This window comes from Pseudomonas sp. 15C, assembly GCF_055484735.1.
In genome coordinates, this window is the sequence record NZ_JBUDGD010000102.1 from 1 (window position 1) to 9,485 (window position 9,485).

Genomic DNA, 9,485 nt, shown 5'->3' on the forward strand with positions numbered 1-9,485 from the left:
TTGCTTCGCTGCACCTCCTTCCGCTGTGTCTGGCTGCGCCAGACGGTCGCTGCGCTCCCACGCCCGGATCGATCCCTCCACTCAGCCTTCCGATGTCGCTGGTTAGGCAAGATCAAGATCAAAAGCACTCGAGCTGGCGCTCATTGTTGAGTGGTTAGAAGCGGGTGGTTGGCTTTGGATTTGTGGTGTGGCTGCCCCTCATCGGAACGCCGCCCGCTCAGCCCTCTCCCCCTGGAGAGGGAGCCGATTTTGGTTGGATTCGAAATTCGCATTCGACTCGGTATCACAGGGCGACGTAACTCTTGAATCCATCACGGTCAGTTCCCTCTCCCACCGGGAGAGGGCCAGGGTGAGGGGCTTTTGATTTTCAAAACTCGAGTACGACTCGGTATCACACGCCTGCGTAACACTTGAATCCCCCGCGGTCAGTTCTCTCTCCCACCGGGAGAGGGCCAGGGTGAGGGGCTTTTGATTTTCAAGTTCGAGTACGACTCGGTATCACACATCGGCGTAACTCTCGCATCCCCCGCGGTCAGTTCCCTCTCCCACCGGGAGAGGGCTAGGGTGAGGGGCTTTTGATTTTCAAACTCGAGTACGACTCGGTATCACACGTCTGCGTAACACTTGAATCCTCCGCGGTCAGTCCCCTCTCCCTCTGGGAGAGGGCTAGGGTGAGGGTTGGCTTTTGGCTTTGCCATCAGGCGCCCCATTCCTGACTGAACACACCCAATCCAAATGTGTGCGAGCCTGCTCGCGATAGCGTCCGCAAGCTCACCACCGCACTAATTCTTGGTCTCAACCTTTCCACCCGCATCCGGGTCATAAAAGTCCGGTATTTCGTATTTGTACTTCTTCAACCAGCGCTGCATCGCCAGGTCGCGTTCGGTGGCGGTGGCCGTTTGCGGTTTTGGTGAGGCGGCTTTGTTGCGGCTTTGCAGGAGCAGCCAGCCTTCGGTTTCCTGTTGTTGCGCCGAGGCGGGGCCGGCGTCGATGGCGGGGGCGCTGAGGGGCAGGGTGAGCAGGGTCAGGTAGCACAGGCCTTTGAGGGGATGCATGGCTGTCTCCTTATTTGAGCGACGGCGGCAGTGGGTCGGCCACGGCGGCGACCTGATTGCCAGTCGGCGGTTTGGCTTTGCCCGGCGCTTTGAGTTGTTCGGCGCGTTGCTGGGCCTGGGTGAATTGTTCCGGGGTCAGTTTGGCTCGGCTGACGATCTCGGCGGCTTGCGGCCAGTCGTTCTGGTACAGCAGCAGGGTGACCATGTTCAGCGTCGCCAATTCGTTGTTCTGCTTGAGTTCGATGGCGGTGAGGAATTCGAAACGCGCGTCGTTGAGACGCAACTGGTTGAGGTAGACCACGCCAAGGTCGTTGCGGATTTTCTCGTCGGTGGGCGCCAGGCGGGCGGCGCGTTGCAGGTGGGCCTGAGCCTGGCCGTAGTCGCCTCGCGCGGCGTGGAGCTGGCCCAGGCCATGTTCGGCCTGGGCGGTCAGGCAGCCGCCGAGCAGGCTGCGATATAACGGTTCCGCCTCGCTGCGGCCGAGCAGGCGGTAGACCTTGGCTTTGCGCAGGCGCACTTCGCTGAGGTTGTCCGGCAGGCTTTGCAGGTTGGCCAGGCTGGCGTGCAGTTTGCCGTCGTTGGCCAGATCGTCGGCGAGGTTCAGCGCCAGTTCCTGCTCCTGGGTCATCTTGCTGCAACTGCTCGGTGACAGCAGCGCCGTCCACGGCGCCTGGCCGTCGGTGGCGCAACCGCCGAGCAGCAGCAGACTTGCCATGACTATCAGTACTTTCATCAAACGCTCTCCATGAGCCAACGTCAGGTTGCGAACGCCCGGGCAATCGCGGTGAAGCCCGGGCCGGCGAGGACGATCAGCAAGGCCGGAAACAGAAACAGCATCATCACCACCGACATCTTTGCCGACATTTTCGAGATGTATTCCTGCAGACGGGTCAGGCGTCGGTCATCCAGCAGTTGCTTGAGCGCCAGCAGCGATTTCATCGCGCCGCCGCCCTGGTGAATCAGCTGTTCAAGAATCACGCAGGTATCGCTGAACTCGTCGACCGCGAGTATCACCGCCGCTTTGTGCAGCTCCTGGCCGAGTTCCAGTCCGCTGTCGACCCGCGCCAGAATCAGGCGCAGTTCGCCGGTCAGCTCCGGCAGCAGTTTTTGCGCTTCGTTGCTGAGCACACGCAATGCCTGTTCCACCGCCATGCCGGATTCGAAGAGGATGCGCAGCAGCGGAATGAAGGTGGATATCTCCACCGCGAGGGTGCGCTGGCGTCGCGCCGAGGCGTAGGCGAGCACGCGTTTGGGCAGCAGATAGCCGCCACCGGTGGCGAGCATCGGCACGATCCAACGGTTGTCGGCCTGGGGGAAGAACACCTGCTGCAGAAAGATCGCCAGGCCCAGGGTCAGCAGCGGCGTGCCGATCTGGCAGGCGGCGTACAACGAGCGCTCGCTGGCACGGCGCCAGCCGATGCGGTTGAGCAGGGTCTGGGTTTCGCTGTCGATGCTCACCGAGCGCTGGCCGAAGCGGCTGTTGCCCACCGCGCGCAACCAGCTGCCGAAGCGGTTTTCGCGCAAGGTTTGACCTTGCAGGCGCTGGTTGATTTGCCGTACCCGGCGCCGCTCGACCAGCAGGTGATTGATCACCAGCAACAGCGCGCCGAGCAACAGCATGAGCGCCGCGAGCCAGATCATCTCAGACGCTCCGCAACATGCGCCACAGCGCCAGGCTGCCGACCACTTGCAACGCGGCGGCGCTGATCAGCATCTGCCGTCCGCCCGCGTCGTTCCACATGCCCAGCATGTAGCCGGGATTGGTCAGCATGAAGTAACTCACCAACAGCAACGGCAATGTGCCGAGCACCCAGGCGGTCATGCGTGTTTCGCCGGTCAGGGCGCGCAGTTGCCGCGCGCCCTGATCACGTTCGCGGATCAGTTTGATCAGGTTCTCCAGCAGCTCGCTGGCATTGCCGCCGTAGCGGTGATTGACCTTGAGGCCAAGCGCGAACATGCGCAGCTCGTCCTGTTCATACAGCTCGGCAAAATCGCTGACGGCGTCGGGCAGGTTCACGCCCAATTGCACGTTGCGCTGCACCCGGCCCATGGCGGCTTTCAGCGGGTCCTCGCTGGCGTCGATGCTGCCCATCACCGCGTCGCTGAGGGTGCGCCCGGATTTCAGGCTGCGGACGGTGTGATCAAGCAACTGCGGCAGTTGCTCGATCATGCGCTTGATCCGCCGCTGGTACAGAAAGGCGATGTACAGCCGCAACGCCAGTGGCGGCACGACGATCATCAGCAGCAGGCCGAACCAGTCGGCGAGTACGAAACCCAGCCCCATCGCCACTGCCCACAGACTCAGCCACAGGCCGAAACGTTCGGTCGGGCGGCCCAGCCCGGCGCGCAGGAACATCCGCTCCAGCCCGACCCAGACGGGTTTCTCCGCAGCCAATTGCGGTTGCCCGGCGGCCAGTCGGTTGAGGACTTTTTCCGTGGCGGTCTTGCGCAGGCCTTGCAGGAACAGGCGAATCGACAGCCCCAGCAGGGCCAGGCAGACGAGGATCAGAATCAACGGTGCCCACATGTTCGCTGCTCCTCGCCGTCAGACCGAATGCGCATCAAAACGCAATTTGTCGCCGGCCGGATTCACTGCTTCGCGCAGAAAGCCAAAACCCGTGCGGCGATCGAGGCGGAACAGGGTATTGGTGACGTAGACGTCTTCGCGAATGCCAACCACTTCCACCACTTCGCTGACGCAGCGGCGCCCATCGGGCATGCGCGTCAACTGGATGATCACGTCGAGAGCGGCGCAGATCATCTGGCGCAGGGTGCGTTCGGCGATGGAACGACCGGTCAGACCGACCAGGGTTTCCAGCCGCAGCAACGCATCCTGAGCATTGTTGGCATGCACGGTACTCATCGAACCGTCATGGCCGGTGTTCATGGCGGTGAGGACGTCGACCACCTCAACGCCGCGAATCTCGCCGAGGATTATCCGGTCCGGACGCATGCGCAGAGCGTTGCGAATCAGGTCGCTGGCTTTTACTTCACCGTGCCCTTCGGCATTTGGCGGGCGGGTTTCCAGGCGCACCACATGCGGGTGGCCGAGCTGCAATTCGGCGACGTCCTCAATGGTCACCAGACGTTCGTGGGGGTTGATCAACTGGCTGAGAATGTTCAGCAGCGTGGTTTTGCCGGTGCCGGTGCCGCCGCTGATGAGGATGTTGCAGCGCTGACCGACCGCGTTTTGAAAAAACTCGAAGATCGATAGGTCGATGGTCTGCATCGCCATCAGATCGCTGCTCTTGAGCATGTCCTTGCGAAATTTGCGAATCGACAGACACGGGCCGTCGAGGGCGATCGGCGGAATGATCGCATTGACCCGGCTGCCATCCGGCAGGCGCGCATCGACCATCGGCGAAGACTCGTCGAGGCGCCGCCCGAGCGGCGCAAGAATCCGCTGCATGACCCGCTCGACATGATGCGCATCGATAAAACGCAAATCGCTTTGATGCAGCACGCCGTCGCGTTCGATGAACACCCGGTGCGGGCCATTGACCAGAATTTCGGTCACCGATGGGTCGCGCAGCAGCACTTCCAGCGGGCCGAAACCGGTGAGTTCGTCGACAATTTCTTCCGCCAGCCGCTCCATCTCATAGCGGGAAATCGCCAGGTGCAGACGGGCGATGTACTCGGCAACCTTGTCGGTGACGAAATGCGCGAGCTGCTGCCGCGAGCCTTCCAGCAGGTTTGTTCCCGACTCCTCGAGGGCATCGATGATGTAGCGATGCAGCACCAGTTTCAGGCCTTCGTGATCGCTGTTGCCGTTACTGGCGCGCGGTGCGCTGCCGAACAGTTTCTCCGTGCTCATGAGCTGCCTCGCAAGCGGTCGAACCACGTGACTTTGGGTTTCGCCAGCCCCTCGGAGCGTTTCGCCAGACGTTCGCCAAGAGCGCGCAGGCTCTGCGTGAGTTTCTCCCGAGGGGCCAGTTCGAACAGGCTGACGCCCTGGTTTTTTGCGTTCAGGCGCACTTCCGGGGTCAGGGCCAGGGTGGCGATCACTTCGAGGTTGAAGGTCTTGCCGAGGGTTTCCGCGTTCGGCGCGACGCTGCTCAAGTAGCGGTCAACCAGCAGGCGGGCATGGTCGAGCTTCATGCCTTTTTCGCGCCACAGATTGAGCACCGCGAGATTGCGTCGGCAGTTGAGCACGTTCTGGTCGGTGTACCAAAGCAGCTTGTCGCAGTGGCTGACGAAGGTGCGCAAGGCTTCGCTGTCGCTCTGCCCGGTGAGGTTTACAACGATGTGTTGGAAGTGCTGACGCAGGGCGCTGAGCAGCATGTACAACTCGGCGGCGCTGGTGTTTTCCAGCGGCTCGTCATTGCTTGCATAGGCGAGGATGCGCAGGCCGGCTTCGGTGCTGGTGAAGGCGCTGTCGATCAGTGTCGCGTCGAGCCGGCGCAAGTGGCGCAAGGCATCGCCAAAATGAAACGAGCTCTCCAGCCCGAGCAGCGCCAGGCTGTCGCCGCGCGGCAGACCGAGGTCGAGCAGCAAAGTCTGCTGGCCGCTCTTTTGCACCACCAGCGCCATGTGGTTGGTCAGCAGCGCGCCGTCGGAACTGCTCTGCACGCCGTACATCACCGTGAGCCCGCCCAGTTGCGTGTTCGGCGCCACCGGCGGCAGACGTTTGCTCAAGCGCCGTACCAGCCCGGCGACCTCACTGGAGCGCGAACCATAGGCGACAAAATCCCGCGCACCGGCGCGCATGGCATTGAGCACAAGCTGATTGTCCATGCCGTCGCCGAGGGCAACGATCGCCAGCATCGGTTTGGCCTCCAGCGCGCCTTCGATAAGTGCACTCTGCGCGACCACATGTTCACGATCGAGACCGACAAAAACCAGGCTGGCGAACGTGACGTCGACCAATGCCAGCAACTCGTCGAGGCTGCCGCCCCCGGCGCTGACCACTTGGCCGAGCGGCGCGAGCGCACCTTGCAGCCACTCCAGATCAGTGCTGTTGCGGGTGATGGCGAGGAAGGTCTGGCTGAGGTTCTGGCTCATTGCGATAACCCGCTGCGCTTGTCGAAATTGCCGTTTTCAAGGAAAAACATGCGGTAGAAATTCGGGTCATAGTTGCGCAGCTTTTCACCGGGCAGCGACGGCAATTGCGCGTCCGCCGCCAGTGGCTGCACCAGATGCGGTGTGACGATCATCAGCAATTCGCGCTCTTCGCGCTTGATCTGCGAACCCTTGAAAAACGCGCCGAGCACCGGGATATCGCCCAGACCAGGAAACTTGTTCACCTGTGAGCTGTTGGTAGTGCTGATCAAACCGCTGATCACGAAGCTTTCGCCATCGCCCAGCGACACGCTGGTGTCGGTGCGGCGAATGGTCAGCGCGGGCACCGTGGTGCCGGCAATGTTCACCGCGTTGGCGAAATCCAGTTCGCTGACTTCCGGGGCGACCTTCAGGGCGATGCGATCACGGCCGATGATGGTCGGCGTCAGGGTCAGGCGGATGCCGAATTCCTTGTACTCGATCGACACGCTGTCGCTGCCGGAGCTGGGCACCGGAATCGGGATTTCACCGCCCGCCAGAAAGCTCGCGCTCTGCCCGTTCAGCGCCACCAGGCTCGGGCGGGCGAGCGTGTAGGCAAAACCACTGGTTTCCAGCGCATTGATGATCGCCATGGTCTTGCCGCCAACCCAGGAGAAATTGAACAGCGAGTTATCCACCGGCAGGCGTGGCTGCGGCACCCCGTCAATCGGCGGCAGGGTGCCGGGCGAGCCGAAAAGGAAATTGCCTCGCGTGCCGATCAGCGAGGCCGTGGCTTCCTTGAGTTTGGTCCTGCTGACTTCGACAAAACGAATATCGGTCTGCACCTGCGAGGGCAGGCTCGGATCGTCCGAAGGCAGGCTGCCGGTCATCGCCGCAGTGGCGGCGCCTTGCACAAAGACCATGCTCTGGCGCGGCTCGCTTGAGCAGGCCGTCCAGACCATCAGGCTGGTCGCGCCGGGCGCCACGCCAGTGAGCAAAAACGATGAACTGCCGTTAGCGTGCACGTCGGCGATTTTCGGATCGCCGATCGCCAGACGGGTGATCGCCACGGGGGACTGCACATCCTGCTGAAAGCCTTCGCCGATCTCGATGACTGGCGGCAATCGGCCGAGGGTCGAGCAACTGCCAACGGCCGCGGATGCCGCCCCCGTCGACAGTCCCATCACCATCAAGACGCGGAGCATGTGTTTCCCTGTCGACCTGCAACGACTCTGCATGCACCTGGATCCTTGCGCTGTCATGGGGTTTGTTGGCTGAGCTGATTGCCGCGGATGATTTCCACCGCGGGGCGCGCGATTGTGTTTGAGCTGCTGCTGGACGGTGTTTTCGGTGCGCTGCCCATGGCCAGTTGGGTGAATTGGAAGAGCTGACTGTTGGCGTTATCGAGGTGCGCGGAGGACTGTTGTTCGCCAGCCCAATATCTGGCCAGACGTTGTTCTTCGCTGCTGCGTACGGCCAGGCGCAAGGTGCCGGCCTGGGTCGCAAGCATCAGGCGGCTCAGCAATTGCTGCGGCACCGCGAGCACCACGGTGCGTGCCGCGAGGCGGCGTTGATCCTGTTTGAGTTTGTCTTCGGTGCTGAGCGTCGGCGTGGCCGGTTGGCCATCGTTGGTCAGGCCGTACTGCTCGCCGACGCCGAGCACACGCATCGCCGGCAGGACAATTTGCGCCGACTGCTGCGGGTTGCTGGCGTCCTGACGCAGGTAGAGCAACACATCGACGTAATCGCCGGGCAGCAATTGCCCGGCCGCGCCGATCACTTCATCAACCGCCACGGTCAGCGCGCGTTCATCGCTGCGGATCATCCGCGCCAGCGTGCCGCCGGCGCTGAAACTTTCATCGGTGAGCCAGGTGCCCGCGCTCAAGGAACGCCAGGGTGTGCGACCGATGGCTTGATCGACATTGCTCAAGCTACCGGCCGGTGCGCTGCGCAATTTTTCTACTGTCACATCTGCCGCCGTCAGTGCGGTGAAGGGCGGCACATCGTGCAGCAGCACCACCACCGGTTGGCGAGTCTGGTCTTCGGCAATCGCGACAGTGTTTTCAACGCTGACCGCCGGGGCGATCGGTGCTTGCGCGACGGGGACCGGATGGCGACTGAGGATCAATCCCCAATAACCGACAAAAATCGCGCCCAGCAAGAGGATGGCGGCGAGGGCCATGGTGACGCGACTGTTCATGACGGCTCTCCCTTTCCTGCTGCACTACCCGTCGAACTTGTTAACGAGAGAAATTCCCGATTCTGCAGCTATGAACATGCAACTATTTCGCTATTTGCACGCTAGCTGATCTGTACAAAAGCGCCATTAATGACAGGCAAATAACCCACGAAAGTATGGGGCCTGGCCAATTAACAGCAGGAAATGGCGTACACAGGCATGGATTAATGCTTTGTGATTAATCCGTTCTTACAGTTGTTGGGTGGGGGTTTGTTGACAATGCTCAGCTAGCACGGTGGAACCATGCCGCGGTGGTGGTGTCGGCGCCAGAGGCGCGAAGGAGCAGGCGTATGTTTGATATGAATCTGGAATTTCTGATGGCCAAGGCCCGTTTGTTGTTCAAGAGCGAGGAGGGCGCTTCGGCGATTGAATATGCGATTGTCGTGGCGATGGTCGCGGTGGTGGTTGTGGCGTTTGTTACCCCGTTGGGCGACCGGGTGCTGGCGATCTTCAACAACATTCTGACCAGTCTGGATGGGACTGCTGTAACCAGGCCGACGCCTTGATCGCGGTGTGGATCGCCGTTGGCTGATCTCGGGCTACACTCTGGTCTACTTTCAGTTTTCAGGGATTGCCCATGAATTCTCTCCCTATGCCCCGCCAACAGTTGCTTCTGGTTGACGACGAAGAGGACGCGTTGCTGGAGTTGGCGGAGTTGCTGGAGGGGGAGGACTTTGTCTGTCATACCGCGACTTCGGTGAAGCAGGCGTTGCATCACCTGACCCGGCATCCGGATATTGCGCTGGTGATTACTGATCTGCGCATGCCGGAGGAATCGGGGATGTCGCTGATCCGGCGCTTGCGTGAGCATACGGCGCGGGAGCATTTGCCGGTGATTGTGATGTCGGGGCATGCGGATATGGAGGATGTCAGCGATATGTTGCGGTTGCAGGTGCTGGATCTGTTTCGCAAGCCGATTTATCACGTTCGGCTTTTTGAGACGCTGGATAATTTGTTTCCCAAGGTTCGGGGTGGGTGACGCGGCGGCCTTTGGGCCGACCGGGTTCTTGGGGTTTGGGGGTTTATCCGTTGCTTCGGGTGTGGCGGCTGGCGGTTTCGCCCTTACGGCGACTTACTTTTTTACAAGCGCCTAAAAAAGTAAGCAAAAAACGCTAGCTCCTACGTACGGCCCTCGCAGGCTCGGGTCCCTTCGCTCCGGGATCGATCCGGGCGCAGCGGCTACGGTTTGCTTCGCTGCACCTCCTTCCGCTGTG

General features: G+C 61.5%; 10 protein-coding genes. 2 read left to right on the top strand and 8 right to left on the bottom strand.

Annotation, left to right across the window (positions count from 1 at the left end):
* Nucleotides 1-782: 782 nt before the first annotated feature.
* From ACYYKW_RS25995 to cpaB, 8 genes are read right to left on the bottom strand one after another with little or no spacing between them, the layout of a single operon-like run.
* On the bottom strand, nucleotides 783-1,055 hold the full coding sequence (locus ACYYKW_RS25995) for a DUF3613 domain-containing protein (RefSeq protein WP_093105087.1): 273 nt from the start codon (nucleotides 1,053-1,055) through the stop codon (nucleotides 783-785).
* A gap of 10 nt (nucleotides 1,056-1,065) precedes the next feature.
* On the bottom strand, nucleotides 1,066-1,788 hold the full coding sequence (locus tag ACYYKW_RS26000; protein WP_090281112.1) for a tetratricopeptide repeat protein: 723 nt from the start codon (nucleotides 1,786-1,788) through the stop codon (nucleotides 1,066-1,068).
* A 23-nt stretch (nucleotides 1,789-1,811) separates the two neighbouring features.
* A complete protein-coding gene (locus tag ACYYKW_RS26005) occupies nucleotides 1,812-2,696 on the bottom strand; it encodes a type II secretion system F family protein (protein WP_464991547.1) in 885 nt (294 codons plus the stop codon).
* A gap of 1 nt (nucleotide 2,697) precedes the next feature.
* Nucleotides 2,698-3,582, bottom strand: a complete 885-nt coding sequence (locus tag ACYYKW_RS26010) for a type II secretion system F family protein (RefSeq protein ID WP_093105078.1) — start codon at nucleotides 3,580-3,582, stop codon at nucleotides 2,698-2,700.
* Between the two features lie 18 nt (nucleotides 3,583-3,600).
* Nucleotides 3,601-4,869, bottom strand: coding sequence for a CpaF family protein (locus ACYYKW_RS26015; protein ID WP_464991548.1), 1,269 nt, complete (start codon nucleotides 4,867-4,869; stop codon nucleotides 3,601-3,603).
* A complete protein-coding gene (locus ACYYKW_RS26020; protein ID WP_093105071.1) occupies nucleotides 4,866-6,056 on the bottom strand; it encodes an AAA family ATPase in 1,191 nt (396 codons plus the stop codon). Before ACYYKW_RS26020 ends, ACYYKW_RS26015 begins: the two co-directional genes overlap by 4 nt.
* Nucleotides 6,053-7,270, bottom strand: a complete 1,218-nt coding sequence (locus ACYYKW_RS26025; protein WP_090281122.1) for a type II and III secretion system protein family protein — start codon at nucleotides 7,268-7,270, stop codon at nucleotides 6,053-6,055. Before ACYYKW_RS26025 ends, ACYYKW_RS26020 begins: the two co-directional genes overlap by 4 nt.
* A 20-nt stretch (nucleotides 7,271-7,290) precedes the next feature.
* A complete protein-coding gene (gene cpaB, locus ACYYKW_RS26030; RefSeq protein WP_090281124.1) occupies nucleotides 7,291-8,232 on the bottom strand; it encodes a Flp pilus assembly protein CpaB in 942 nt (313 codons plus the stop codon).
* A gap of 338 nt (nucleotides 8,233-8,570) precedes the next feature.
* Here cpaB and ACYYKW_RS26035 point away from each other — a divergent pair, with 338 nt between their 5' ends.
* Together ACYYKW_RS26035 and ACYYKW_RS26040 are read left to right on the top strand one after the other, a co-directional pair.
* Nucleotides 8,571-8,777 (top strand): Flp family type IVb pilin, encoded by a 207-nt coding sequence (locus tag ACYYKW_RS26035; RefSeq protein WP_093106955.1) that lies wholly within the window; start codon nucleotides 8,571-8,573, stop codon nucleotides 8,775-8,777.
* 71 nt (nucleotides 8,778-8,848) lie between these two features.
* Nucleotides 8,849-9,250, top strand: coding sequence for a response regulator (locus ACYYKW_RS26040; RefSeq protein ID WP_093105058.1), 402 nt, complete (start codon nucleotides 8,849-8,851; stop codon nucleotides 9,248-9,250).
* Nucleotides 9,251-9,485 lie beyond the last annotated feature (235 nt).